19 protein-coding genes, 1 tRNA gene and 2 pseudogenes are annotated in these 25781 nt (G+C 55.2%); 10 read left to right on the top strand and 12 right to left on the bottom strand.

Annotated elements, in window-relative coordinates; all coding sequences use genetic code 11:
• Window positions 1-105 precede the first annotated feature (105 nt).
• The 3 genes from AC2FNB_RS06040 to AC2FNB_RS06030 all read left to right on the top strand — a co-directional run bounded on the left by AC2FNB_RS06040 (window position 106) and on the right by AC2FNB_RS06030 (window position 3488).
• The gene (locus AC2FNB_RS06040; RefSeq protein ID WP_480750965.1) at window positions 106-2157 is read left to right on the top strand and encodes an ASKHA domain-containing protein; all 2052 of its coding nucleotides are present in this window, start codon (window positions 106-108) and stop codon (window positions 2155-2157) included.
• Window positions 2158-2570: 413 nt separating this feature from the next.
• Window positions 2571-3323, top strand: coding sequence for a porin family protein (locus AC2FNB_RS06035; protein WP_496745093.1), 753 nt, complete (start codon window positions 2571-2573; stop codon window positions 3321-3323).
• A 90-nt stretch (window positions 3324-3413) separates the two neighbouring features.
• A tRNA-Asn gene (locus AC2FNB_RS06030) sits at window positions 3414-3488 on the top strand.
• A gap of 70 nt (window positions 3489-3558) precedes the next feature.
• Here the strand turns inward: AC2FNB_RS06030 and AC2FNB_RS06025 are convergent.
• The 6 genes from AC2FNB_RS06025 to AC2FNB_RS06000 form a co-directional block, all read right to left on the bottom strand.
• On the bottom strand, window positions 3559-4254 hold the full coding sequence (locus AC2FNB_RS06025; RefSeq protein ID WP_480750962.1) for an ABC transporter ATP-binding protein: 696 nt from the start codon (window positions 4252-4254) through the stop codon (window positions 3559-3561).
• Window positions 4255-4965, bottom strand: a complete 711-nt coding sequence (locus tag AC2FNB_RS06020) for an ABC transporter ATP-binding protein (RefSeq protein WP_496745091.1) — start codon at window positions 4963-4965, stop codon at window positions 4255-4257.
• Window positions 4953-5894 carry a branched-chain amino acid ABC transporter permease gene (locus AC2FNB_RS06015; RefSeq protein WP_496745089.1) on the bottom strand — a complete coding sequence of 314 codons (942 nt, stop codon included), beginning with the start codon at window positions 5892-5894 and terminating at the stop codon, window positions 4953-4955. The genes AC2FNB_RS06020 and AC2FNB_RS06015 overlap by 13 nt, the downstream gene beginning before the upstream one ends.
• Window positions 5891-6772 carry a branched-chain amino acid ABC transporter permease gene (locus tag AC2FNB_RS06010; RefSeq protein WP_480750957.1) on the bottom strand — a complete coding sequence of 294 codons (882 nt, stop codon included), beginning with the start codon at window positions 6770-6772 and terminating at the stop codon, window positions 5891-5893. The genes AC2FNB_RS06015 and AC2FNB_RS06010 overlap by 4 nt, the downstream gene beginning before the upstream one ends.
• Before the next feature lie 39 nt (window positions 6773-6811).
• The gene (locus tag AC2FNB_RS06005; RefSeq protein ID WP_480750956.1) at window positions 6812-8104 is read right to left on the bottom strand and encodes an ABC transporter substrate-binding protein; all 1293 of its coding nucleotides are present in this window, start codon (window positions 8102-8104) and stop codon (window positions 6812-6814) included.
• A 108-nt stretch (window positions 8105-8212) separates the two neighbouring features.
• On the bottom strand, window positions 8213-9574 hold the full coding sequence (locus AC2FNB_RS06000; RefSeq protein WP_496745088.1) for a hypothetical protein: 1362 nt from the start codon (window positions 9572-9574) through the stop codon (window positions 8213-8215).
• 806 nt (window positions 9575-10380) lie between these two features.
• Between AC2FNB_RS06000 and AC2FNB_RS05995 the strand changes: the two genes are divergently transcribed.
• The 3 genes from AC2FNB_RS05995 (at window position 10381) to AC2FNB_RS05985 (ending at window position 15781) form a co-directional block, all read left to right on the top strand.
• On the top strand, window positions 10381-11973 hold the full coding sequence (locus AC2FNB_RS05995) for an arylsulfatase (RefSeq protein WP_496745086.1): 1593 nt from the start codon (window positions 10381-10383) through the stop codon (window positions 11971-11973).
• A 137-nt stretch (window positions 11974-12110) separates the two neighbouring features.
• Window positions 12111-13790, top strand: a complete 1680-nt coding sequence (locus tag AC2FNB_RS05990; RefSeq protein ID WP_496745084.1) for an alkaline phosphatase family protein — start codon at window positions 12111-12113, stop codon at window positions 13788-13790.
• Window positions 13791-13858: 68 nt separating this feature from the next.
• A complete protein-coding gene (locus tag AC2FNB_RS05985; protein ID WP_496745127.1) occupies window positions 13859-15781 on the top strand; it encodes a multiheme c-type cytochrome in 1923 nt (640 codons plus the stop codon).
• A 110-nt stretch (window positions 15782-15891) separates the two neighbouring features.
• Here the strand turns inward: AC2FNB_RS05985 and AC2FNB_RS05980 are convergent.
• Window positions 15892-16017, bottom strand: a pseudogene (locus AC2FNB_RS05980) (IS6 family transposase); the annotation flags it as partial.
• A 221-nt stretch (window positions 16018-16238) separates the two neighbouring features.
• A pseudogene (locus tag AC2FNB_RS05975) lies at window positions 16239-16400 on the bottom strand (transposase); the annotation flags it as partial.
• 313 nt (window positions 16401-16713) lie between these two features.
• On the opposite strand from AC2FNB_RS05975, the gene AC2FNB_RS05970 reads away from it, so the two are divergent.
• Entirely contained in the window at window positions 16714-18249 is a 1536-nt protein-coding gene (locus AC2FNB_RS05970; RefSeq protein ID WP_496745082.1) for a caspase family protein, read from the top strand.
• A gap of 12 nt (window positions 18250-18261) precedes the next feature.
• Here the strand turns inward: AC2FNB_RS05970 and AC2FNB_RS05965 are convergent, their stop codons facing one another.
• Window positions 18262-18531: an usg protein gene (locus AC2FNB_RS05965; RefSeq protein WP_496745080.1), complete on the bottom strand. Its 270-nt coding sequence runs from the start codon at window positions 18529-18531 to the stop codon at window positions 18262-18264.
• Window positions 18532-18724: 193 nt separating this feature from the next.
• Here AC2FNB_RS05965 and gyrA point away from each other — a divergent pair, with 193 nt between their 5' ends.
• A complete protein-coding gene (gyrA, locus tag AC2FNB_RS05960; RefSeq protein ID WP_496745078.1) occupies window positions 18725-21460 on the top strand; it encodes a DNA gyrase subunit A in 2736 nt (911 codons plus the stop codon).
• Complete coding sequence (locus AC2FNB_RS05955) at window positions 21457-21861, top strand: hypothetical protein (protein ID WP_496745076.1); 405 nt, start codon at window positions 21457-21459, stop codon at window positions 21859-21861. The genes gyrA and AC2FNB_RS05955 overlap by 4 nt, the downstream gene beginning before the upstream one ends.
• Window positions 21862-21932: 71 nt before the next feature.
• Here AC2FNB_RS05955 and AC2FNB_RS05950 read toward each other — a convergent pair whose 3' ends face one another.
• Genes AC2FNB_RS05950 through AC2FNB_RS05940 form a run of 3 tightly spaced genes read right to left on the bottom strand, consistent with a single transcriptional unit; the run spans window position 21933 to window position 25357 of the window.
• Window positions 21933-23402 (bottom strand): carboxypeptidase M32, encoded by a 1470-nt coding sequence (locus AC2FNB_RS05950; protein ID WP_496745075.1) that lies wholly within the window; start codon window positions 23400-23402, stop codon window positions 21933-21935.
• A 5-nt stretch (window positions 23403-23407) separates the two neighbouring features.
• The gene (ctaA, locus tag AC2FNB_RS05945; protein ID WP_496745073.1) at window positions 23408-24553 is read right to left on the bottom strand and encodes a heme A synthase; all 1146 of its coding nucleotides are present in this window, start codon (window positions 24551-24553) and stop codon (window positions 23408-23410) included.
• Between the two features lie 60 nt (window positions 24554-24613).
• Window positions 24614-25357, bottom strand: coding sequence for an RNA methyltransferase (locus tag AC2FNB_RS05940; protein WP_480750942.1), 744 nt, complete (start codon window positions 25355-25357; stop codon window positions 24614-24616).
• A gap of 160 nt (window positions 25358-25517) precedes the next feature.
• Between AC2FNB_RS05940 and AC2FNB_RS05935 the strand changes: the two genes are divergently transcribed.
• The coding region (locus AC2FNB_RS05935; protein ID WP_496745070.1) for a thiamine phosphate synthase at window positions 25518-25781 on the top strand (264 nt) is incomplete at its 3' end.

Raw genomic sequence — 25781 nt, 5'->3', positions numbered from 1 at the left:
GAAAACGACGCAACACGCCCGAAACCTGCCGTTCGGCGCCTTTCTCTTTTCGTGCAAACCCATATGTTGCGCGTCAAACGTATGAATTCCAGAGGCAGGCCAGTCATGACCAGCGATCCACTTGTTGTCTTCACCCCATCTGGCAAACGCGGCCACTTCCCGGTCGGAACCCCGATCCTGACGGCTGCCCGACAGCTTGGTGTGGATCTCGACTCTGTCTGTGGCGGGCGCGGTATCTGCTCCAAATGTCAGATCACACCGTCTTATGGCGAATTTCCCAAGCATGGCGTGACGGTCAAAGAAGGCGCGCTCAGCGATTGGAACGCGGTCGAACAGCGCTATGATGATAAACGCGGTCTTAAGTCCGGACGCCGATTGGGGTGCCAGGCCACCGTTCAGGGAAACGTCGTGATCGATGTTCCTCCAGAAAGCCAGGTACATCGCCAGGTGGTACGCAAGGCAGCCACCGCACGCGCCATCGTCATGGACCCGGCGACCCATCTCTATTTCGTAGAGGTTGATGAGCCAGATATGCACGAGCCCACCGGCGATCTGGAACGACTGGAACGCGCACTCAAGGCGCAGTGGGGCGTCGATAAGGTTACCGCCGATCTTTCGCTCTTGTCCAAGCTGCAACCGGCCCTGCGCAAAGGAGGCTGGAAGGCCACTGTTGCGCTGCACAAGGGACACCGTGACACCGCTCACCAAATTCTGGAAATCTGGCCCGGATACTCCGAAGAACGTATCTATGGGCTTGCAATTGACCTTGGTTCAACGACGATTGCCGCCCATTTGACCGATCTTCGCAATGGCGAGGTCAAAGCGTCATCCGGGCTCATGAACCCGCAGATCCGTTTTGGCGAAGACCTGATGAGCCGGGTCAGCTATTCGATGATGAACCCCGGCGGCGACAGGGAAATGACAACTGCCGTACGTGACGCGATCAATGATATTACCAAAGCCATCGCCGAAGACGCCGGCATTTCGCCCGAATTGATCCTGGAAACGGTTTTCGTCTGCAACCCGGTGATGCACCATCTGCTGCTAGGCATCGACCCGGTCGAGCTTGGCCAAGCTCCCTTCGCGCTGGCGACATCCGAAAGCCTCTCCCTGCCAGCCCGCGAGATGGATCTGACCGCCATGAATCCACGTGCGCAGGTCTATGTGCTGCCCTGTATCGCTGGTCATGTTGGGGCGGATTGCGCGGCGGTGGCCCTCTCCGAAGAACCCGGCAAGTCCGACGACCTGGTTCTGATCGTCGATGTGGGAACCAACGCGGAAATTTTGCTTGGCAACAAGTCCCGGGTGCTGGCCTGCTCTTCACCCACCGGCCCTGCCTTTGAGGGCGCGCAGATCAGCTCCGGTCAACGCGCTGCTCCCGGCGCCATCGAACGGATCGAGATCAACGCCGAAACGAAAGAGCCGCGCTTCCGCGTTATCGGCTCTGACAAATGGTCGGACGAGGAAGGATTTGATGCCGAAATCGCCACGACCGGCATCACCGGCATTTGCGGTTCGGGCATCATCGAGGCAGTGGCCGAAATGCGCATGGCCGGCCTGCTGGACGAAAGCGGCCTGATCGGGTCGGCCGTACAGACCGGTACCACCCGCTGCGTTCCCGAAGGCCGGACGCATGCCTATCTGATCCACGACGCCAGCCCCGAGGGTGGTCCGCGCATAACCGTGACGCAGGGCGATATTCGGGCTATCCAGCTTGCCAAGTCGGCCCTCTATGCGGGCGCGCGCCTGCTGATGGATGAAATGAATGTCGACAAGGTTGACCGTGTCGTCCTGGCGGGTGCTTTTGGCGCGCATATCTCGACCAAACACGCCATGGTTCTGGGAATGATCCCCGACGCGCCGCTGGAAAAAGTAACAAGTGCAGGCAACGCCGCAGGCACGGGTGCTCGCATCGCGTTGTGCAATATCTCTTCAAGGGCCGAGATTGAACGCGTCGTGCGGGAGATCACCAAGGTTGAAACAGCGATCGAGCCGAAATTTCAGGAACATTTCGTCGCTGCAAACGCAATCCCGCACAAGACCGATCGGTTCCCGGAACTCAGCCAAGTTGTGACTTTGCCCGCACCGTCGTTCAACACCCATTCGAACAGTGATGCCGATGCATCGAGCGGGCGGCGCCGTCGGCGCCGGGGCTAGCCCCGGCCTTGGTCAAGTCCTTGCCATTCCGTTGGTCAACTTCTCTTTGCAGACATAAGGAGAAGCTGGTTGAGGCAATGGCGGGACTTGCGCGGCCAAGGCAGCGATGCACCAAATTTGCAGTCTTTTGTCCGGGGTTTTCAATTTGCTGGCGTCTTTAACCTTCGAGGCCATTTGACGGACCCCATGGGTCCCAAAACCTTTCCAGATCGGAATACAGTTACGTTGATCCCCATCACCCGCGTTGCCTACCGAACAAAAGCCGAGATTTGTGTTGGGCCGTGGGTCACTACAAAATAAACGTATTTGAATGTGATTTTTGTGTTAACTTCAGCTGAAACTGCCTTGTGACTTTGGTGTGATTTCACTCGCCATGAACCGACACAAACCGGCCCCATTCTAAAGGACTGAAAATGATCCGCTCCGGCATTGTAAACTTGATCCTTCTGGCAGCTTCGCTTGCGATTTTCGTCTCCGGCCCGTCATATGCCCAGGACCGGGATTGGAGCTATTCGGCCTCGATCTATCTGTTCACACCCGAAACCAACACCTCCACTGAAACGGCTTTCGGAACAGTGGACGCCACCCTGTCGTTCAGCGACGCGCTGGATAACTTGGATTTTGCATTCATGGGCGCATTCGGCGCATCCAACGGGCGTTGGAGTCTTCTTGCTGACTACATGCTGACCGACATCTCCTTCGGTACGGCAACTCCCGGAGGGGCGTTCGGAGAACTCAACACTTCCGTCAAAACCCAGGTCTTCAACGCCTATGCCGCCTATCGGGTCTACGAGGATAGCAACGTCTCACTCGATGCCGGTGCGGGATTTAGATGGTACAGCACTGATACCGTCTTCACTCTGACTCAGGGCGCACTTCCGGACCGAACAAATACCGTCGACGAAGACTGGTTCGATCCTTTGATCGCCATGCGCGCCCGGGTTCAGTTTTCCGACAGATGGTCGGGCACCGCGTTTCTTGATTATGGCGGTTTCCGTAGTGGCAGCGAAACCTGGCAGGTTTTACTGACGGCAGACTATGCCCTCAACGATCGATGGCTGCTCAGAGGCGGTTACCGCCATATCGAAGTAGATCACGAGGTCAACGGCGCAGACTATACCTTTGACCAATCCGGGCCGATTTTCGGTGCAACCTTTCTGTTCTGAAGCCTGAATTTCGTCACGGCCGAAATCCGCAAAAAATGCGCCGAACCCTCTGGACGCCGAAAACCGGTGTTGCTATACGGCGCGCACCGTTCCGGCGTAGCTCAGCGGTAGAGCAGTTGACTGTTAATCAATTGGTCGTAGGTTCGATCCCTACCGCCGGAGCCAATAATCAATAAGCTATCGAGAACGCGTTTTTTTCGAAGAAGTATCCAATTCACTTGTTTCGAACCATGCATTATATCCCGACATGTTTCCTGAACTGGTGAGCATGGGGAACCAGATCTCGGGCAAAAGCAGTTTCTACGATCCTGCCCCCAACGACGAATGCAATTCGATCGGAAATCGACAGCGCAGCATCGACCCGTTGTTCCACGAGAATCGTCGCGACACCTGTCGCTTTCAGACCAATAATCGTGTCACGGATCAGCGCAATCATCGAAGGCTGCAACCCTTCGGTCGGTTCATCGAGCAGCAGCACTTTTGGTTCAAGGCAAAGTGCCCGAGCGATGGCAAGCATCTGCTGTTCACCACCCGACAGCGTACGCGACACCTGCCCCATGCGTTCTCGGAGCCTCGGAAAGAGGTCCAGTACCTTTTCTCGCACCTGTGCGCTCCGATCTCGGGTCATCAATCCGATTTCAATATTCTCAGAGACGGTCAGGTTTCCGAACAGTCGACGCCCTTGCGGGACGTAACCGACGCCATGGCGTGGCACTTCATGGGCAGGAAGCGCCTCCAAGCGGGTGCCGTCAAGTTCCACTTTGCCAGCACTCGAACGTACCTGACCGATGATAGTCTTGAGTGAAGTAGACTTCCCGGCGCCATTCCTCCCCATCAAGCAAAGCACCTCACCAGAGGCAACCGCAAGCGACAAGCCATGCAGAACCTGAACCGCGCCGTAACCTGCGTCGATACCATCGAGTTTTAGCATTCACCCCCCTAGATAGGCAGCCTGAACCGCACTGTTCGCCCGGATCGACAGTGGTGACCCGGTCGCCAAGATCTGGCCAAAGTTTAGCACCGTGATGCGATCGGCCAGGTCCATGACCACGTCCATGTTATGCTCTATAAGAAGAACGGTGGCCTCAGGGACTATGCTTCGAACAATTGATTTGAAGATTTCGATCTCTCCTTGCGCCAATCCCTGTGTCGGTTCGTCGAGAATCAGAAGCTTTGGCTCCAAGCCAAGTCCCATTGCGATCTCCAGTAAGCGTTGATGGCCATAACTCAGCGTCCCAGAAATCTGATCGGCTCGATCCGCCAAACCCACCCGTTCCAGTGCGGACATTGCATCGTCGATTATGTGTTGAGAATGGCGACTCTGGACTGCAAGCGCTACGTTGTCAAAGGCACTCAGCGCGCCGTAGATCTGTGTGATCTGAAAGGTATAGGCGATGCCGGCCCGCACGCGGGCATGCGCAGGTAATCGTGTTATGTCATGGCCAGATAGATGGATCGATCCGGACTGCACCGGAATTCGGCCCGACAGCAAACTGACAAACGTTGTCTTGCCAGCGCCGTTCGGGCCGATGATCGCGTGAATTTCACCTTCAGAAACATCGAAATCCACCTTGTCCACTGCCTTCAATCCGCCGAAGTGCCGGGTAAGCTCTCGGGCTTCAAGAAGAGTTACGGCAACCATCTCATCCCCCGTTCACGCAGTGTGCCAAGTATGCCTCTTGGCGCAAATAGGATGAGGAGGACCAACACGGCCCCGGTCACGAATTGGTGAGCGTCGGTCAAAGAACTGGCATAGTCGACCAGATAAAACATCAGCAGTGCGCCGAGGAAAGGACCAATGACCGTACCCGCACCACCAAGAAGGACATAAAGAAGCGGCAAAATCGAATACTGTACAGAAACTAGGCTGGCACCCACATAACCGAACATCAATGCATATGCTGCGCCACTGACCCCTGCATAGACACCGGAAACCGTCAGTGCAAAAAGCTTGACCGCGAATGGGTTGTAACCGAGCATGCGGCTGCGCTCCTCGTTCTCGCGTATCGCCACCATAATCCGCCCGCGTGGCGAGCGGGCAAGCCAGAGATTGATCAAAAGCGCCACAGAAAACAACGCGAAAGCAACCAAATAGCGGGTGCCATCGTCGGAAAGGTCGAGAGCCCCGAGCATCCGAGTGGATTTTGGAACAACAATGCCCTCGTCCCCACGTGTATAGCTGCCGAGATACAGCACCGTCAGGTATCCCGCCTGTGCAAACATCAGGGTCACGATCATGAAGGCAACGCCTGCTGTGCGGAGCGCAAAAAGGCCTAAGGCAAAGGCCACGCTGCCGCCTGCGGCAAGTCCTGCGACAAGGCCTACTGTTGCACCTCCGTTCGCGTAATAGGCAAGAAGCCCCGCAGCATAAAGCCCTGCGCCAAAGAAAAGTGAATGGCCGAGGCTTAGAAGGCCGGTGTAGCCGAACGCAATATTATAACCCATCGCATAAATCGCCAGCACCATGATCCGAGCGATATTTGTGTGATGATACGCTGGCGCATAGAAATGGAACGCAAGCAATACAATGATAAGGCCGAAGTGGAGCCAGAGCGCACGATCGATTTTCATACGGCGCGCTTTCCATAAAGGCCCTGAGGCCGGAAAACAAGAATCAACGCGACGGCCAGCGTTGCGACTATTTTGGCCAACGTCGGGGCGAAGAACGTGGAAAGAACGCCGTCTGACAACCCAATGACGATAGCCGCAACCAGTGTGCCACGCAAACTTCCCAGACCACCAATGATTACGACGATGAACGACAAAAGAAGTGGATCACCCCCCATCAGGTAGTGAGCCTGCTGGATCGGAACGATCAGAACTGCGGCTATGGCGGCAAGCCCTGCCCCCATCGCGAATACTCCGGCATAGACCCTGTCAACATTTATCCCGAAAGCACGCGCAGTGTCCCGGTCTTCCTGTGTTGCCCGCATCACTAATCCGATGCGCGTATGTTTGAGGATCAGCCAGACCGCAAGCAACAGCATGATCGCTGCTGCGACAACCAACAGCTTATAGCCGGAGTAGCCGAACCAGGGCAGTTGGATGCGGAAGTTGATTGGTGCCGGAACCGGGCGCGCATCCGGACCGAAAAAACTCAAGGCCGCCTGCTGAAGAATGTACAAAAGTCCGATCGTTGCGACGATCGTGGCCTCGGGCTCATAATTCAACCTTTTCAAAACCAACACATCGGAAAGGGCCGCGATTGCGCCGACGATCAAAGGGCAGAAGACCAGCGCTGCCGCAAAAGCAATCGCTGGTGGTCCCGGTATCCATTGAGTAGTGAACCAAGCAAGCACTGCGCCCAGCATAAAAAATTCACCATGCGCGACGTTAACAACCCGCATGATGCCGAACACAAGCGACAACCCAACCGCCGTTAGCGCAAGGACTGCGGCGGTCACGAGGCCCTCCATCAGGGCAAGAAGCAGGAACGGTCCGAAATCCACTCATTATCCGGGAGGGGCTGGCGCCCCGCCCGCCCTAAGTCAGAAACTTAGTGTCGTATAGTCGACCTCGTCAGGATAGAACCCGTCTTCCATTGAGGTCTGGTGCACACGTATCAATTTGCCACCCTCAACCTTGGTGATGGATTGAAGCCCGAAGGCCTGGTGGGTTTTGCCATTGAACGTCTTTGGTCCTTGCGGATGTTCTCGGCTTTCGGTGAAATCGGTCATCTCTTCGATAGCCTCGACGACCTTCTGCCGGTCCGCCGGTCCTTGGTATCCAGATGCCTCCATCGCCTGTCTGGCAACAAACAGGGTCTCCCATGTCGAAAACATGTGCGCGTAGGTCGCGACATCAGCCGAATCCGAAACCGAAGCACCGTTATCGTCCACCCCAACCGCTTCGCGATAGAAGGTCTCATGATCCGATGCATCCGCCTGCTTATAGCGTGGGTGGCCTTCCCAGAAATGCGAACCGTCGAGAAATTCGAGGCCGGGCGAGTTGATATCAACCGCCTCAAGCGAGTCGATGAAACCGAACAGCTGCGGCCGATCTCCCGAGCCATAAAACTCGCCCAGTTCTTTAACAAAGGTCAGAACGGCGGGACCTACCATGACGTGATAGATGACATCCGTATCCGAAGGAATCTGTGGGAAATAGCGAGTGAACGAGGTTTCGGTCGGCGGGATCGCAATATGCTTGATCACCTCGCCGCCCTGCTCTGCCACCGCTGCGGTGAAATAGTCGCGGTGATCGTGACCGAATGCAAAATCGGGGAAAATCATCGTGACCTTCTTGCCGAGGTTCGAGGTCACGAATGGCGCCATGCCCTGCACCTGGCTTTTCACGTCCGTTATGCCCGGTTGCATGGTCCAGCGATTCAGCATCCCGCTCGCAACGTGATGCCCTTCGGAACAGACAAGATACGGCACCTTCAATTCACCCGCTCGCGGGGCGGATCCGATGACCACATGGGAAAAGAGTGTACCCATCACCAGGTCACAGTTCGATTGGGTCGTCAGCTTTTCGACCACCTCGGCACCGCGCTTGGGGTCAGTGCCGTCGTCTTCGAATATGATCTCTACAGGTCGCCCGTTAATGCCACCTGAGTCATTGAGAACCTGAAGTGCAGCAGATGCCGTGCGTTCATACCAACGTCCGTAGGATGCCCCGATCCCGGTGCGATGAAGTTGGAACCCAAAGCGAATTGGCTCAGACGATTGTGCTTGCGCATAGCGCGCTGCAAGACCACCGGACAGAAGCGCGCCCGTGCCCGCAAGCCCTTTGACGAAAGATCGACGATTGAGATTTGAGAGGATTGGCTTGTTTGTCATCAAACACCTCCGCTGTTGTAACGACGCAATTTCATTGAATTCCTGACTGCGTCTTTTGTTTCCCCTTGGTCACGGAACACGGAGTCAGTGCGAAATGCAAACCCTTTCTCATCCCGCCGTTGGCGCGGAAAGCAACCACAACCCGAAGACCGTATAGCCCACCATCAATATCGTGACCGGCAAATGAGCCCAAAGACTCGGCCCGACGCCTGCCCGTTCACCCAACCGAAAGCCAAGGATCACTGCAAGTAGATGAGCCGCGAGGATAACCGAGAACTGGGCAGTCCAAATCGCCAGTACGCCCGTACGGGTCGACAGAAAGCCGAAAGAAACCCAATGATCTGAAAGTCCAAGCAGATGCCAGCCTTTTCCAAGCGGATCATTGATCGCGGCAATCAGATATTGCCCATCTGTCAGGAAAGCAACGAGATAGTGCGCGACATGATACCCTGCTGCAATTGGTAGAAACGCCAGCATCATTGGTCCGATTGCCTCCCGAAACTTTCCCCGTGGAAGACCCAAACGGACCGCGCCGAGTATGAGGGCCGTGCTTATCCCCCAGAAAATGATAAGAGAGACAGAATTCACCTTCAAAACAGCTGAACGACCAGGAAACTCCAAGGGATTGATGTCGAGGCGGGCGAGCCACCAAAAGGTTTCGGACAGTCCATCGAAGCTTACCGAGGCGAGCACAAGAGTGACGAAGGCAATAGCTGAAGGTGCCAGCGGTTCGATCCGCAGAACCTGAGCACCGGGTGGTCCAGCCATGACCATGATACCACCGCTACGCACTTCGCCCCATAAGGGCGCGATTTTGGAAACAAACCCAAAATAGACCGACAGAAACTCACCTCGCCTCAACCATTCCTCTCCTTCTGTGACGGCGAGAACGAGAATGGCAACATAGTATATGACCGCGACCCGGGCGAGATGCGGTGGGTCCGCGGGGGCCAGTGACACGATCTCGAACCAGGCAAATCCCAGATAACCCAGCACGGCAGGCCAGTATCCAAGCCTGGAAAGACCAATTCTCTTCTTCCTGCCCAAAAGGTGGCGCAGCAATCGTACCGGGCCACTCCATGGTTCGATTTTACGCCACAGATCGCCGAACAGGACAGCCAAAAGCGTAAGCCCGACCCAGAGCATGGTCCACAGCATCAAAGGTAACAAGTTTTCTGCCGGGTCGTGTGTTCCCCAGACACCTGTCCCGATGAGGACAGCGAAAACTGCTGTACCAATCCAATTTAGTGCGGTGCGAGCGAGAAAAGCCGGACGGAAAAACAATTCGAAAGCAGGAAATTTCGGTGGCCGGGCAGCGAATGCGCTCAGGAGTGCCGTCAGCACTACGGCAATTGCGGCACCGACCATGTACCACCCGGTCGGCAGCGTCAGGATAACCATGCGCTCGGAGGCATGAGCATAGGCCATGCCGGGAAGTACCACGAGGAACACTGCAACCAAGCGTATCATTGAAGCCCCTTCGCGCGTGTTCGATGACACGGTACAATCAATTCTAATGGCAACAAGTGCCCCTTTTTGCCATGTTCCACTGTCTCAAGCAAAAAGCCGATCAAGGAAAACCGAGCTGATTTCCTTTGAAATCGCCCTTTCGCTCGCGATGAAGAAAGCCAAACCTTACTGTAGTCTCCAAGGGTGGCTCGCGACATCAGGCAATTGGACTCTGTTGCCAACGATTTCGTGCTTCCCAAGTTGATAGTTCTTCCCTCTGCTCAAAAGGTTCATTCCCTAGGTCATTCGCGGTATCGCGGTTTTTTGGCAAGAAATTGAGGTAGCCGAAACAGCGTTTTACATCGAACCGCGAATGCGGTCGCCACATACCTACCGACCCACGCTCAAGAGCCGCCGTTGTGCTGTCGACAAGATCGGTTTCTGCCGTCCTCCGTTTTTCTACGTAGTAACAATCGAACCGAAACGGAGGCCGTCAATCGGCGCTACTCGTTTTCGGGTCGATGATTGCCCTCCCGGCACTGCGATACGCGTCCGGCTCCTTCTGACCCACACACTTCCAAATCCGCGCTTTATGATGCCCTCGAACGGCAAAGTATCATTGCTGCTTGGGGGGCTGTTCAACCTAATTAGCCAACAGCCAACTATGATTCTTGGGCCCTGAATCTGACACCGAGGTCGCGAAAAGCTTTCTCATGCCAATCTAGGAATACTCACTTCCCTTCCGATTCGTTTTACGCAAAAGTGGCTAAGACTTGATAACGAAATAGTTACCACAGAAGAAAGCACGCAAAAGGGAGGAGAATTGCATGCGATTTCGACAGGCAGTTTTTGTAGCGCAGTTGGCGGTTGCGAGCGTTGCCCTTGCAACGTCCGTGTCGGCACAGGAAGGAAAACCGAATATTCTTGTGATCTGGGGGGACGATATCGGCCAGTCCAACATTTCGGCCTATACGTTTGGACTAATGGGGTATCAAACACCCAACATCGACCGGATTGCAGACGAAGGGATCATGTTCACCGACTATTATGCAGAACAATCCTGCACCGCTGGTCGAGCATCTTTTATCATGGGGCAATCGGTGTTTCGAACCGGCCTGTCCAAGGTCGGCTTGCCGGGAGCAGAAGAAGGCATGCAGACAGAGGATCCGACGATTGCCGCTTTGCTGAAGGCCGAGGGTTACGCAACCGGCCAATTCGGAAAGAACCACTTGGGCGACCGGGACGAGCACCTGCCAACCAACCACGGCTTCGATCAGTTCTTTGGCAATCTGTATCACCTGAACGCCGAGGAGGAACCTGAGAACGAAGACTATCCGCGTGATCTGGTTCTGCCGAACGGAGAGACTTTTCTGGATCGCTATGGCCCGCGCGGCGTAATCCGATCATCGGCTAACTATGGTGAGAGTGAGATCTCACAAACCATCGAAGATACCGGTGCACTGACCAAGAAGCGCATGGAAACTGTCGACGATGAAACCTCTGCTGCAGCTTTGGCGTTCATCGAAGAGAAGACAGCCGAAGGCACGCCATGGTTCGTTTGGTGGAACGGCACCCGAATGCACTTCCGCACGCATGTCAAAGACGAAAACCGCGGAATCTCTGGTCAGGATGAGTACGCCGACGGGATGGTCGAGCATGACATGCATATCGGCCTGTTCCTCGAAAAGTTAGACGAGCTTGGAATCGCGGACAACACCATCGTATTCTACTCCACAGACAATGGCCCGCACATGAACACTTGGCCCGACGCGGCGATGACACCTTTCTGGGGCGAAAAGAACACCCAATGGGAAGGCGGTTGGCGCGTTCCCGCAATGGTGCGCTGGCCAGGGAAGATCGAGCCGGGCTCGATCACGAACGAAATCGTTCACCACATGGATTGGCTCCCGACTTTCCTTGCAGTAGCCGGGAATGAAACGGTCAAGGACGATTTGCTAGAGGGAGTTACCGTCGACGCGATGGCGGGGCGCGAGTACCGTGTGCATTTGGACGGCTACAACATCCTGCCGCTACTGACGGGCGAAACAGACCAAAGTCCGCGCAAGGAGGTGTTCTATTTCACCGATGATGGTGATCTGGCGGCGCTACGGTTTTCCGACTGGAAGATCACGTTCCTAGAACAAACCGCGTGGGCGACTTTCCGGGCATGGATGGAGCCATTAACCCCCCTGCGCGTACCACTGATCACGAACCTGCGTCGCGATCCGTACGAGAGAGCCTATCGCACATCGAACACCTATTATGATTGGGTTCTGGATCGTGCATACCTGCTGGTGCCCGCACAGCAATACGTCGGACAATTCCTAGCAACATTCCAGGAATATCCACCCCGCCAGGAAGCAGCATCTTTCAGCCTCGACAAGGTTATGGAAACGCTGCAGGATCCCGGATCACGATAGGATGGTTAGACCGCCCGGCCCATGCCGGGCGGCTCTTCGTTTTCAGTAAAAGCCAGCGACAGATCCGGTCTCCAACCAATTTTGTGGGGCATCAACAAGCCGGATTGGATCAAACATTAGCCGCGAGGATCATGGATATGCGATTGCAGAAGATGTTGCCTCTATTTGCCGCATGCGCCGCAGCAACATCGCTTGCCGCACAGGAGAAGCCGCGACTGGTCCTGCAGATCACGGTGGACCAGTTGCGCGGCGATCTGATCGACCGATTTGGTTCGGGTTTCGGATCGGGCGGTTTTACCTACCTTCTTGAAAACGGCGCAGTGTTTGCCAACGCCCATCACGACCATGCAAACACCGAGACGATTGTCGGACACACAACACTCGCGACCGGCACCACCCCGTCGATTCACGGCATGGTAGCGAATCTTTGGTTTGACCGAGTGTCGGGAACGCAATTCTACAATGTACAGGATCCCGACTACCCGCTGATCGGCGCGCGAGGAGTGGATGAGAGTGCCGAGATCGATCCGACACAAAGGGCGGCGACCACGGATGGCCGATCCCCTCGTGCCATTCTGACATCGACCATTTCCGATGAAATCGCCCTTCACTTCGGGCCTGAGGCAAAGGTTTTTGGCGTGTCGGTCAAGGATCGCGGGGCGATTTCCATGGCAGGTCACGCGGGCCAGGCTTTCTGGTTCTCGAAAAGCGAAGGACGTTTCGTAACCAGCACGTTCTATCGCGACAACTACCCGGATTGGGTTCATGAGTGGGAACATCAAGATCTCGTTCAAAGCTATGCTGGACAAAGCTGGACCTTGCAGGGTGACCCTGAAAGTTATGCCTTTGGTTACAGGGACGATCAGTTGTGGGAAACTGATTTTCCTGGTTTTGGCCGCACGTTCCCGCATGACTGGGGCTCAGCAGATGACAAGTATTTCACGACACGCCTGACACTCAGCCCGGCCGGGGACGAGATTACCGCAGATTTTGCAAAGGCCTTGCTGATTGGCGAGGGATTGGGGCAGGATGATGTGCCCGATTACCTGGCGGTCAGCTTTTCATCGACTGATTATGTGGGGCACATATTTGGCCCGTCGAGCTTGGAAGCAGAGGACAATCTGCGCCGCTTGGACGGCACGCTGTCCGACCTGCTGGCTTTCGTCGATGAGCACGTCGAGCTGGATAAGACGCTCGTCATTTTGTCTGCCGATCACGGTGCACCAGAACATCCAGGATATCTTGAAACGCTGGGTATTGAAGCGGGAACATTCGATTTCGAACGCGTCGACACGGAACCGGGTTTCGTTCGCCTCTCTGCGGATTTCGGGGAAAGCCGCCCGTTGATCCGCAACTTCTCGAACCCATATCTGTACCTTGACCATCAGGAAATCGAGGCGCGCGGACTGGATCGCGCCGAAGTAGCGCGCGCGGTAGCCGAAGAACTCGACCGTCTGGACGGCATCGCCCATGCAATTGCCAGCGACGACCTTCGAACCGGCGCGGTTGCCCCGGGGAAAATCACCAATGCCGTGCTTGCCAATTTCCACCCGGAACGATCGGGGGACATCTATGTTGTGTTTGAACCGCATTGGTTTATCGCCGATTTTGACGGTCTTACCGTTGCTTCGGCACATGGCTCGCCTTGGACTTACGACACTCACGTTCCCATCATCCTTGCCGGTCCGTACATCTCGCCAGGGCGTTTCTTGCATCGCGTCTCAACCGTCGACGTAGCTGCCACCATCGCGACTTATCTTGGCACAAAAATGCCATCCGGTTCGGTGGGGGAACCATTGTTCGAGTTTTTGCGGTGAAGTTCACGGCCCTGCCAGATGTGCAAACAACTCGCGGCTCGATCTTATGGTTGGGGCAATTCTTGGCGATGGTATACCTGCTTACGCAACCTGCAGCTTCGGAACCTGACTATGTGGGATCAGACGAATGCACCGATTGCCATACAGAGTCTGCCGCCGCATGGAAGGGATCTCATCACGCCAGAGCCTGGACGACCGCCACACCAGAAAACGTACTGGCGGATTTCAATGAAACCGAATTCACACTGGACGGGATGACAGCACGGTTTCGCGTGACGCCAGACGGTCGCTATAATGTGTCGGTCCGAGAGTTAGACGGGAGCACGACTGACTACGCGATCCATTCGGTTGTCGGGGTTGAACCGCTGCAGCAATATCTAATCGAAACCGAAAAGGGACGGCTGCAAAGCTTTGACGTGGTTTGGGACACGGAAAAGGGCGGTTGGTTTCATCTTTATCCGGAGCAGAGTTTTGGACCCGACGATGGGCTGCACTGGACAGGACCTTACAAAACATGGAACAGCCGCTGCGCTGCCTGCCATGCAACCGGATATAACGCGAATTATGATTTACCGAGCCGCAGCTTTGCGTCTTCACAAATCGAAATCGGCGTCGGGTGTGAGGCTTGCCATGGGCCGGGATCAAGCCACGTGGATTGGGCCAGCAAGCCAGAGACGATGCGAGAGCCCCCTCCTCTGGCTTACGGATTCCCGGTAGATCTGTCTGATCGTCGTCAAATGATACAGCAATGCGCCGGATGCCATTCTCGTCGCGAGGCCCATTTTGACGGTAATCCGGTTCCGGGAACGCCTTATGACGATGCCTATGGCCTGTCATTGTTGCGTGAAGGTCTCTACCACGCAGACGGTCAGATTCAGGGCGAGGTCTATGTCTATGGCTCTTTTCTTCAATCCAAGATGTATGCCAAGGGCGTGGCATGTGGTGATTGCCATTTGCCGCATGAGGCCAAATTAATTGCCGAAGAGAACGGTATCTGTACAACGTGTCACAGCCTGGCAGGAAATCCGGAGTATCCAAGCCTTCCTTTACTGGATTTCGACTCCTCTGATCACACTCACCACCCCAAAGGATCATCGGGCGCACAGTGCAAAAACTGCCATATGGTCAAACGTGTCTATATGGGCAACGATTGGCGCGCCGATCATTCATTTCGCATTCCGCGCCCCGACCTTTCGAAAAGAACAGGTGCACCCGATGCCTGCACCACATGCCACACCGATGAGACATCGGATTGGGCCGCCTCCAAACTTGAGGAGTGGTTCCCGGACAGCGACAAGCGCGGCCCTCATTATGGAGAGGTGATCGCCCGAGGTCGAAACGATCCTGTGACCGCTGCGACCGACCTGCGCGATCTGGCGCTGAATGACGAGATGCCAGGGTTGGTTCGGGCAACAGCGCTTTATCTACTGGAGCAGACGCAAGACCCTGAAGAGGCCGAATCGCTGGTCAAGTTGATCCAGGATCCCGACCCGGTGGTGCGTAGCGCAGCAGTTGGCCTGCAAAGGATTGCATCAGCGATCGACCGCGTGCAGCGCACAATAGGTGCGTTGGCTGATCCGTCGCGTTCCGTACGTATGGCTGCGGCCAAGGCGATGCTACAGGCGCCGATAGCCCGATTGCCGTCGCAAGACGCCAAAAACATGCGCCGCGCGTTCGATGAGTGGCAGAGCGCGATGGCAAGCAGGCTGGATTTTCCCGAAACGCATTTGCAACTAGGTGGAACCGCCCTTGTGATGCGGAACCTGCCCGCCGCAGCAAACGCCTTTACCGAAGCTGCACGGCTTGACCCCCAACTCATAGACGCCTGGATCATGCAGGCACGCTTGGAACTGGCACTGGGGGATGTAGCAGCAGCAACTAGTGTGTTGGCCCGAGCGCTGAGGTATAATCCCGGATCACTTTCGCTGCAACTGATGCATTCCCAACTCACTCAAGACCAACTGGATCTTTTGCCGCCCCCTCAAGAATAATAGCCATCGGCCACAGGGGCGATCCAACTAATTTTGTTCATTGAACTACAATCTTTCCGGCAACCCAGGTGCGGTCCCAACTTCTGCAAACTTCGCATTCATCAGAGGTGCTGCATTACCCGTTCTCGTCGTCGAAATGGCAGGTGCGAATTCTCTACCCGGTTGTCGAGACAGCGACCACACGCCGGCAGTCCATCACGCCCCAGATTGCGAAGCGCAGTAGCCGTTCGGTCAGAGCGCTATGGCACGGTTGAAGGGACTTCTGTTATGCTGCTTAAGCAGCGCAACGCCCTGGCATGAGTCCGTCGAGTCGCGTGATCTTGTGAGCTATCTCCTGAAATTCGGACACTGAAGTAAGCTATGATTAGTTGTCACTGGTCTTCCACGAAGAGGAGATCAGAGATGTCGAAACGGAAGAACCTCTCGCCCGAGTTCAAGGCGAAAGTCGCGCTCGCGACTTTTTCGCGTTCGCCACGCCCATCCCGCCAAACTTGACTTTGTATTTGTAAAACGTCGCATCGCTGATCCTGTATTTACGGCACAGCTCCTGAGCTTTGACCCCAGCCTCGTATCCCTTAATTATTCCAATGATCAGTTCGTCGCTAAATCTGCATTTCACAGTCCATCCTTTGCTTGGACGGATTGCAACACCCCGGTGGCCTGATTTCAGGGGGCTAGGTCACTGCGCACCTCGTCACTGCGCGGGCATTTCGTCGGCTTGACGAACCTACGGGGCAGAAACAACCATCTTTTGGACACGTCAGCTGAGTGATCAGACACAACCGCCAAAATCACAAAGATACTCAGCATAGGATCCCTCTGTAGCTCGACAAAATACAAACGATAGCCAAACCGGCTTAAAATTGGCATTGTTGCGATGACATGCAAAATCTCAATAAATTTGCGAGATCAAATTGGTGTCGAGGGTCTTCATGCGTTGGTTGATGATACTTGCACTACTAATTTCAACCGAACCGGTTTGGGCACAGGAACGCCGTGCCCTGATAATCGGGAACAACGATTATGAAGAAGTCGAAAAGCTGGATAAGGCAGTTGCCGACGCGCTGTCACTGTCCCAGACGCTTGATGTTCTCGGGTTTGACACTCATTTAGCCACCGATTTGGGGCGGCGCGGGATGAACCGCCAAATCTCGCAGTTCACGTCTCGATTGAATCCGGGTGACATTGCGCTTTTGTTCTTTGCCGGGCACGGCGTCGAGATCGACGGTGAGAACTATTTGTTACCGACCGACATCATTGTTCCCTCAAACGGAGAAAGCGATTTCGTCAGATCCGAGGCGATTGCCCTATCGGATCTGCTGGATCGTATTCGCACCACGGGCGCACGCGCCTCCATCGCGATTATCGACGCTTGCCGAAACAACCCGTTTGAGGTGACAAATGGCAGAAGCATTGGAAAAACAAGAGGCTTGGGACGGATCATTGCGCCACAAGGCACATTCGTCATCTTCTCTGCCGGTGCAGGCCAACTGGCGCTGGACCGGCTTGACGACGATGACACTGCAGAAAACTCGGTTTTCACGCGGGCGCTGCTGCCGCTCATCTCACAGCCGGGGCTGGAGATTCGCGCTTTGATGTCGGATCTTAGGGTCAGCGTCCGTGATCTCGCCAGCACAGTGCAGCACCGACAGATACCCGCGTATTATGATGAACTGATCGGTGAGTTCTACTTTGCGATTGCACCTCGAAATCAGTCGGAAGGGGTGGCGGATTTCAAGAATTCTAACGACATTCGGCTTGATCTGGAACTGACCCGCGCTATCGGAACGGTCCAAGCCTATGACGCATTTCTAGATAAATACTCAGATCGATCCGACGCGTTCGCCTTTCAGGTTGCGTTGAAGTTGAGGGATTCGCTGGAAGATAGTAGTCCCGACAAAACGGTCGCGGCTCATTCACCACAAAGAAAGGAAACTGAGATCGAGGTCCTGATTGAACAAAGCCAGGTAGAACTCAATAGACTAGGATGCTCAGTAGGGTCACCGGACGGCATCGCAGGACCCAGAACCAAAACGGGCTTTCGGGCATATTTAACTGCCACCGGTTCTTCTCTAAAACCAAGTGATCTCGGCAGTAAAAAAGCCCTTAAGGAACTGGCGGGCAAACCGGGGCCGGTTTGTGTTGCTATTCCGACTCCAGAACGCAAATCGATTGCCCCTACTCTGGCCGGGACATGGTCGTTTTCCGCAACCTGCGCGGCTTTTCTGAAAGTCACTGGATCAGCCAGCTATACTCAAGCAGGGCCAAACTTCTTTCGTGGGCAGATTTCGGATTCCCTTGGACAGACTGGATCGGCCGAAGTGTATCTGTCAGGACAGGATATCAGTGGGAAAAGTTTCTTTCCGGGCAAAACAAATGTCTTTTCCGGGCGTTTAGCACCCGATGGAAACAGCTACACAACCGTTGGCACGTCTACCTGCAATGTTCAGGCGAGAAGGCTTCAGTAGCGACTCCCGGCGTCAATTGAGCCGGTATTCCCCGACAATGTTTCGCCACTCTCCGGATGACAACATCTTGCGATGTGTAAAGCGGACAGAATGGAGCGGCCCTTCAATCTCGCGTTGCCAGAACTCGATGAAACCGAACAGTTTTGGATGATCGGGCGCAAGATCATAGTCCTGCCACACAAAGGTGTTCAGGACATGGATATAGTCAGGCATGTGATAGAAGATTTCAGCCGTTGTCAGGCCGTAGCCTTTAAGCATCAATTCAGTTTCGTTTTTTCCCATACAGACCTCCGGTAAAAAACCTCGGTCACAATATGATAACACAAACTCCTTCAAACGCTCATAAAAACAATGTGTTAACATTACGACATCGAGAGTTTTCAGCCGCAGATGCTGTTTGCTTGCACCCTATATGCAGGTTCTGATAAGATGCAGCCACAAGATATAGACCCTTCACAAGGAACGGGCAGTTTACGTGAGCGATACGCCAGAAACCCCTGAAAACACCGACGAAAATCCCCCTCAACGCCCAGCGTATGATGGCCCGACGGTTTCCATCGAATCCGAGATGCGCAATTCGTATCTCGACTATGCGATGTCGGTCATAGTAAGCCGCGCGATCCCAGATCTGCGCGACGGACTGAAACCTGTACATCGCCGCATCCTTTATGCGATGCACGAGACTGGAAATACCCATGACAAGTCATATCGCAAATCGGCCCGACCGGTTGGTGACGTTATGGGTAAGTACCACCCGCATGGTGACAGCGCCATCTATGATGCTCTGGTACGGATGGCTCAGGATTTCTCGATGTCGCTGCCTTTGCTTGATGGCCAGGGCAACTTTGGCTCGATGGATGGCGACAACCCCGCGGCTATGCGTTACACAGAAGTCCGGATGGACAAACCCGCGAGCGCCTTGCTGGCGGACATCGAAAAAGAAACAGTCGATTTTCAGGACAACTACGACGGCAAGGACCGTGAACCGACTGTTTTGCCGGCCCGATTCCCGAACATGCTGGTCAACGGCGCTGGCGGTATCGCCGTCGGCATGGCAACCAACATTCCTCCGCACAATCTGGGTGAAGTGGTTGATGCCACTCTGGCACTGATCGATGACCCGGATCTGACAAGCGAGCAACTGATCCAATACGTGCCCGGCCCCGACTTTCCGACAGGTGGTTTGATGCTGGGTCGCTCGGGGGCTCGCAAAGCCTATCTGGAAGGGCGCGGCAGCGTCATTATCCGCGCCAAGACGCGGGTCGAAGAACTGCGCAAAGACCGCTATGCCATTATTGTGGACGAAATTCCCTATCAGGTGAACAAGGCCGCGATGATCGAAAAAGTCGCCGAAGCAGTTCGCGAAAAGCGGATTGAAGGAGTCGCCCATGTTCAGGACGAATCCGACCGCAATGGCGTGCGCGTTGTGGTCGAGTTGAAACGCGACGCCACACCCGAGGTCGTTCTGAACCAACTCTACCGCTTTACACCAATGCAGACCTCCTTCGGCTGCAACATGCTGGCGCTGAATGGCGGTCGGCCCGAGCAACTGACTCTGCGCCGGTTTCTAACATGCTTCATTGATTTCCGTGAAGACGTGGTGGCGCGTCGTACTGCTTACGACTTGCGAAAAGCGCGCGAACGCAGCCATATTCTGTGCGGATTGGCTGTCGCCGTTTCCAACGTGGACGAGGTCGTCGCGACAATTCGAAGCTCTGCCGACGCTTCTGAAGCGCGCGAAAAGCTGATGACGCGCCGCTGGCCGGCCTCAGACATCGCAAGCTACATTCGGCTGATTGATGACCCGACCCACACCATGAACGAGGACGGGACCTATAACCTGTCCGAAGCACAGGCCCGCGCAATTCTCGACCTGCGTCTGCAACGCCTAACCCAACTTGGCGTCAAGGAAGTCACGGACGAACTGGAAAACCTGGCCGCCAAGATCAAAGAATTCCTGGAAATTCTCGGCTCGCGCGAGCGTATCATGGAAATCATCGCAGACGAACTTCGCGAAGTGCGCGAGAATTTTGCCGTGCCGCGCCGTACCGAGATAGTCGACTGGTCCGGAGACATGGAAGACGAGGACCTAATCGAACGTGAAGACATGGTCGTCACTGTGACCTCGGGCGGCTACATCAAGCGCACCCCATTGGCCGATTTCCGTGCTCAAAAGCGTGGCGGCAAGGGGCTGTCAGGGATGCAGACCAAGGAAGAGGATGTGGTCACCACCCTTTTTGTGGCTAATACACATACACAACTATTGTTCTTCACTACCGACGGAATGGTCTACAAGCTCAAGACTTGGCGCTTGCCTCAGTCAGGACGCACCGGCAAGGGTAAGGCCATCGTCAATATCTTGCCGATCCCGACCGGTGTTTCCATTGCGGCAATCATGCCGGTCGATGTGCCGGATGAGGAATGGGAAAACCTCCAGATCATTTTCGCCACCAGCGCGGGCGATGTTCGCCGCAACCGGTTGTCGGACTTCACCAATGTCCGGCGGAACGGAAAGATTGCGATGAAATTGCCCGAAAGCGTCGAACTGGTAAATGCACGCATCTGTTCTGAAGACGAGGACGTAATGCTGGTCACCAATTCCGGTCGCGCGATCCGCTTCCGCACCACTGACGTGCGGGTCTTCAATTCACGCGAATCCACTGGTGTTCGGGGAATCAAACTGACTAACGGAGATCGCGTTGTTTCAATGTCGGTTATTCGGCATTTCGAAGCCGGTCCCGATGAACGAGCCGCATATCTAAAAATGCGCCGCTTAATGGCTGGTGTAACAGAAGACACCGAGAATGACGAGGACGAAGGCAACGCGGACAGCGTGCTGCCGCAAGAACGGTACGCCGAGATGTCCGCCGCCGAAAACTTGATCCTGACCATCACGACAGGCGGGGCGGGCAAGCTCAGTTCCAGCCACGACTACCCAGTCCGGGGACGTGGCGGCATGGGAGTCGCGGCAATGGACAAAGCCATGCGAGGCGGCGATTTGGTTGCCTCTTTCCCGGTTGAGATCGACGATCAGATCATGCTGGCGACATCTAGGGGCCAATCGATCCGTGTTCCGGTTGATGGCATTTCCTTCCGGTCACGCAGCGCAGGTGGCGTGCGCGTATTCAACACAGGAAAAGGTGAAGAAGTCGTCAGTGTCGCCTGGATTGCAGATCAGGGCGACGAGGACGAAGCGGACACCGGAAGTTGACCACCAAAGAGCGGCAGACATGCCGCTCTTTTCCCGAGGGCACAATGAACCACTTAACCTTTCTAATGGGCACTATTTTCGTTCTTGCCGCATCGCCCCTGATGGCCGACGAATTGCTTGGAGAAGAGTTGATCGACGCAATCAGCGGTCAGCACTTTGACTGCATGATGGGTTTAACGCCACTTGAATGGATTGTTCAAGACATCGAAACGGACTCCAAAACAATTCCGTATTCAGCCATTGTACGCGGCAAGATAGTCAATGCAGAGTACGAGATCAACGCAGATGGGCGACTGACATCTGATGGATATGGCGATGAGCGTTGGGTTACCAGAACAGACGATGGAAAACTGAGCCTTGCCCGTTCGGATGGGCGCGTCATGGACTGTGTGGCACGCTGAAACGGAATACATTGTATCAAAAAGTCAACTCCATCATTTCCGGTCGACAATTTTACTTCACGGAAATGCCCTCATAGACCATAAAGCTCTGAGAACTTTGCTTCCAGATATCCCAACAATGGTTCCGGCCCCGGCTTTTGGCCACTGGCATGTTCAATGATTTCCCGTGGCGCATAAAGACCGCCGTGACGTTGCAAATTGTCTCGCAGCCAACCGGTTGCGCCACTGGTATCGCCTTGTTCCAGTTGGGTGTCCAACTCGGGCACTGCACTTCTCAAAGCCTCATGAAGGCATCCGGCATATACGTTGCCCAAAGAATAGGTTGGGAAATACCCGAACAGGCCGACTGACCAATGGACATCCTGCAAACATCCATTCGAGGGTTTATCGACGGCAAATCCGAAATCCGCCTTGAACCGATCATTCCAAGCGGCTTCCAGATCAGCCACATGCAGATCCCCTCGCATCAACGCGCGCTCTAGGTCAAATCGCATCATGATATGCAGGTTATACTGAACCTCATCGGCTTCAGTGCGAATATACCCGTTGTGGACCCGGTTTACGGCCGCATAGAATTCATCTGCAGAACCAATGCCAAAATCGCCAAATACTTTGGTCATCTGTGGAAACAACCAACCAGTGAAGGCGCGACTGCGGCCGAGTTGATTTTCATAAATCCGACTCTGACTTTCATGCACCCCCATTGAAACGCCGCGTCCCAGTGGTGTTAACGCATAAGAGTCGTCGATCCCTTGTTCATATGCGGCGTGACCAACCTCGTGAATGGTGGAATAGAAACAGTTGAACGGGTCGGTTACAGATGTGCGGGTCGTTATCCGAACGTCCGATCCGCTTCCGGAACTGAAAGGGTGCACTGCCTTGTCAACACGGCCACGACTGAGGTCATAGCCAAAGGCTACCGCTAGTTTCTGCGACATTTCCATCTGCTTCTGCTCGTCAAATTTTCCGGAAACGCCCGTGGGCATTGGCTGAGCCAACACCGTCGCCCGCAAGGCGACGAGTCTGGGCCGCATCGCATCAAAAGTCTCGGCGATCTGACCACTTGTCGTGTAGGGTTCATAATCCTCGATCAGCGCGTCGTACACGTCGTTACCCTGCGCAAGGGCTGCGCCTTCTTCACGTTTTAACGAAACGACTTCTTCCAGCACCGGGATGAACGCTGCAACATCTTCGTCTGCGCGCGCCTGAGCCCATTTCCCCTGAGCCTGAGACGTCACGCGTGCAATCGCCTTGGCCAGATCGGCAGGCACCTTGCCGGCGCGGTCAAATGCGCGACGGATTTCACGTAATTGCGCGGCGCTGACGTCGCAGGTCGCTTCAGCCCGTTCCAGCCAGTCACCAACCCGCGGATCAGAACGACGGGCATGAAGAACCGCCTCGATCGCCGCCATTTCTTCTCCCCGTTGAACCGCGGCTCCACGCGGCATCATCGTCTCCTGATCCCAGCCCAGCCGTCCGGCGATCTGACCCAGGGCCGAAGTTTCCCGCTCAAACGCCATCAATTCATCATAGGCAGTCATGCTGGTCAGGCTCCACGAAGTGAGGTTGCAATGGGATAGGCGGACAAAAAACGGGCTTTCAGGATGAGTGCCCAGACGATCACGGCCAAAAGCTGATGTAAAATCGCGATCTGCCATGGGGCGCCATAAAGAACCGTGACAATTCCCAAGACAACCTGAAACGAAAGGGCCGCAAAGGTCGCGTTGAAGGCAAACCTCGTGTTGGGATGAGCGCTCGACCTCCCTTGCAGCCAAACGAACAGGGCAAACACCCAAAGAAGATACCCTGCACAGCGATGAATGAACTGAACCAGCCCGGGACTTTCGAAAAAGTTTCGCCACACGGGTTCCAGCACAGTGGCATCAGGCGGCAAAACTTGCCCCCCAATCAGAGGCCAGTCTGTAAAGGATCGACCTGCGTCGATACCAGCCACAAGCGCACCGATCAGGATTTGCAAAAATGCGAAATGAATCAACCCTGTGGACAGAGAAAACAGTTTTGCCTCTTTGACCCGACGCGCTTGCATCAAGTCGCGCTCCGTTCGCCCGAGCATATAAACGTACCACGCCAGGAAACCCAGAATGACAAATGCCAACCCCAAGTGGGTGGCAAGTCGATAGCTGTCTACCGATGTCATCCCCTCGCCCTGCGTCACGCCCGACGCCACCATCCACCAACCGACCGCGCCTTGTATTCCGCCGAGGATGCCCGGCAGCAGCAACCGACCAGCCCAGCCTGTTGGGACCTTTCGTGCCATCAGAAAGCCGAGGAACCCCATGGCCCAAACAAGACCTATAGCACGGCCCAATTGCCGGTGTCCCCATTCCCACCAATAGATCGACTTGAAATCTTCCAGATCCATCCACTGGTTCTGAATCCGCCACTGATCAATCTGCTGGTATTTCTGGAATTCAGATTGCCATTCGGCTTCGCTCAAAGGTGGTACCGCCCCAGTCAGAGGACGCCATTCGGTAATCGAAAGCCCGCTGTCAGTCAGGCGCGTCAGACCGCCAACCACGATCGTGGCGACGACCATGGCAAACAGCACCATAAGCCACAAACGGATAGCACGCCGCGCACCACCTTGGTCGCGATCAATCACGCCGGGCTTGAGGGCCGCCTGCTTTTTGTCACCCGAAACTTCCTCAAAGATGCTGCGCTTACCGCTCATTCCATCCTCTTGTTCTGAATTTCAACGCAAGCTAGGGCCGTCTGTCGCATTGGTCCAGTGTCAGCTATTTTCTTTCCACCGGACCATCTGACGCATGATCCCGTGTAGCATCTGCACATCCGCCCGCGTCATCCGCATCCGTGACCAAAGATTGCGCAGGTTGACTTTCATACCCTCAGCCTTTTCCGGGGGATAAAAAAAACCGGCCTCATCAAGCCGTTCTTCATAGTGTTCGACCAGTTTTTCGACCTCTATCCCGGTCGCCCAGTCGCCCTTGCCCAGATCGGTTGCCTCGTGCACGACTTCTCCGCTTTGGCGCATCCACTCGTATGCAACCAACAAGACGCATTGTCCCAGATTAAGAGAGGCATATTCCGGATTTACCGGAACGGAAATAATTGCGTTCGCCTTTGCTATATCTTCGTTTTCCAGCCCCGCCCGCTCTGGGCCGAATAACACCGCGACCTGCTCTCCGGCCGCAACTTTCTCAGCCGCAATCTGCATCGCACGCTCAGGGCTGTAGACTGGTTTCGTCAACCCACGCTGGCGGGCGGTTGTCGCGAAGACAAAAGATCGATCGGACAGCGCGATTGACAGATCCTCGAATAGCTGCGCTTCGTCCAACAAGCGTCCTGCCCCGCTGGACATGGCCACCGCCTTTGGATTCGGCCAACCGTCGCGCGGGGCAACGATCCGCATTCGATCCAGCCCGAAGTTCCACATGGCTCTGGCAGCTGCACCGATATTTTCGCCCATTTGCGGGCGCACGAGAACAAATGAAGGCTGTGATCTGTCGCTGGGCATCTGATACTCCGAAAGTCCACACCGCTCTAATGCTCCTGAATTCGCAGGGCAAGGCGTGGCCTCTCTTCCGTCGTGGAAAACAGATCTATTCATCCATAAAAGTTTGCTTCCCTCGCGCAATCCGCTAAACCGCGCAAAAGCCCCAGCCAAGGACGCAGCGATGGACACCCCCGAGCAGCCGCAAATCTATCTGATCACTCCGCCGTCAATCGAGTTGCGCGGTTTTCCTGATACGCTTGCGCGGGTTCTGGACGGTGTGGAAGTCGCGTGCATCCGACTGGCTCTCGCAGGAAAAGATGAAGACCAGATTGCCCGAGCGGCTGACGCTTGCCGTGAAGTCGCGCATGCGCGCGACGTCGCTTTGGTGATTTCGAACCATGTCCTGTTGGCGCAAAGACTGGGGTTAGACGGCGTTCATCTGGAC

The organism is Ruegeria sp. BHSB058, from assembly GCF_059613285.1.
Note: the sequence above shows the minus strand (reverse complement) of the source record. Positions and strands in the feature narration are given on the sequence as shown.

Excerpts from the sequence above, each read along its gene's own strand:
- AC2FNB_RS06040 (WP_480750965.1), top strand. The coding sequence starts at position 106 with ATGACCAGCGATCCACTTGTTGTCTTCACCCCATCTGGCAAACGCGGC.
- AC2FNB_RS06035 (WP_496745093.1), top strand. The coding sequence starts at position 2,571 with ATGATCCGCTCCGGCATTGTAAACTTGATCCTTCTGGCAGCTTCGCTT.
- AC2FNB_RS06025 (WP_480750962.1), bottom strand. The coding sequence starts at position 4,254 with ATGCTAAAACTCGATGGTATCGACGCAGGTTACGGCGCGGTTCAGGTT.
- AC2FNB_RS06020 (WP_496745091.1), bottom strand. The coding sequence starts at position 4,965 with ATGGTTGCCGTAACTCTTCTTGAAGCCCGAGAGCTTACCCGGCACTTC.
- AC2FNB_RS06015 (WP_496745089.1), bottom strand. The coding sequence starts at position 5,894 with ATGAAAATCGATCGTGCGCTCTGGCTCCACTTCGGCCTTATCATTGTA.
- AC2FNB_RS06005 (WP_480750956.1), bottom strand. The coding sequence starts at position 8,104 with ATGACAAACAAGCCAATCCTCTCAAATCTCAATCGTCGATCTTTCGTC.
- AC2FNB_RS06000 (WP_496745088.1), bottom strand. The coding sequence starts at position 9,574 with ATGATACGCTTGGTTGCAGTGTTCCTCGTGGTACTTCCCGGCATGGCC.
- AC2FNB_RS05995 (WP_496745086.1), top strand. The coding sequence starts at position 10,381 with ATGCGATTTCGACAGGCAGTTTTTGTAGCGCAGTTGGCGGTTGCGAGC.
- AC2FNB_RS05990 (WP_496745084.1), top strand. The coding sequence starts at position 12,111 with ATGCGATTGCAGAAGATGTTGCCTCTATTTGCCGCATGCGCCGCAGCA.
- AC2FNB_RS05985 (WP_496745127.1), top strand. The coding sequence starts at position 13,859 with ATGGTATACCTGCTTACGCAACCTGCAGCTTCGGAACCTGACTATGTG.
- AC2FNB_RS05970 (WP_496745082.1), top strand. The coding sequence starts at position 16,714 with ATGCGTTGGTTGATGATACTTGCACTACTAATTTCAACCGAACCGGTT.
- AC2FNB_RS05965 (WP_496745080.1), bottom strand. The coding sequence starts at position 18,531 with ATGGGAAAAAACGAAACTGAATTGATGCTTAAAGGCTACGGCCTGACA.
- AC2FNB_RS05950 (WP_496745075.1), bottom strand. The coding sequence starts at position 23,402 with ATGACTGCCTATGATGAATTGATGGCGTTTGAGCGGGAAACTTCGGCC.
- ctaA (WP_496745073.1), bottom strand. The coding sequence starts at position 24,553 with ATGAGCGGTAAGCGCAGCATCTTTGAGGAAGTTTCGGGTGACAAAAAG.
- AC2FNB_RS05940 (WP_480750942.1), bottom strand. The coding sequence starts at position 25,357 with ATGCCCAGCGACAGATCACAGCCTTCATTTGTTCTCGTGCGCCCGCAA.